This window comes from Nocardiopsis lucentensis DSM 44048, from assembly GCF_000341125.1.
Taxonomy (GTDB): Bacteria; Actinomycetota; Actinomycetes; order Streptosporangiales; family Streptosporangiaceae; genus Nocardiopsis; species Nocardiopsis lucentensis.
Genome location: NZ_ANBC01000004.1, coordinates 1 through 346, shown reverse-complemented (window position 1 = coordinate 346; position 346 = coordinate 1). Strand labels below are relative to the sequence as shown.

The window sequence follows — 346 nt, the reverse complement described above, 5'->3', positions numbered from 1 at the left end:
CCAGCCACACCGTCCACGCCCCCACCACCGGCTGGCTGGTCACCACCGTCGGCGCGCGCGGCCAGGACTGGGGGCGTCTGATCCTCATCGCCGGCGCGACCCCGACCGGGCGTCAGAGCATGCTCATCGAACGCGCCGCCACCACCCTGGCACTCGGCCGGCTGCTGGAACGCCACCAGGAGAGCCTGGAGCGCCAGACGCACCGCACGATCATCTCCGGCATCATCGACCGCGCCTACTCCGACCCGGAGGAGGCACTGGTCCGGGCGCGGGCGGTCGGCGTGCCGCTCAAGGGGCGCGAACTGGTCGGGCTGGTCCTACGGCTGCGTGAGAGCGGGACGGGACT

At 73.1% G+C, this 346-nt stretch carries 1 pseudogene (cut by a window edge); it reads left to right on the top strand.

Annotated features, from left to right (window positions below):
* Nucleotides 1–346: pseudogene (locus D471_RS32375) on the top strand (PucR family transcriptional regulator ligand-binding domain-containing protein) (its annotated part extends 614 nt beyond the left edge of the window); the annotation flags it as partial.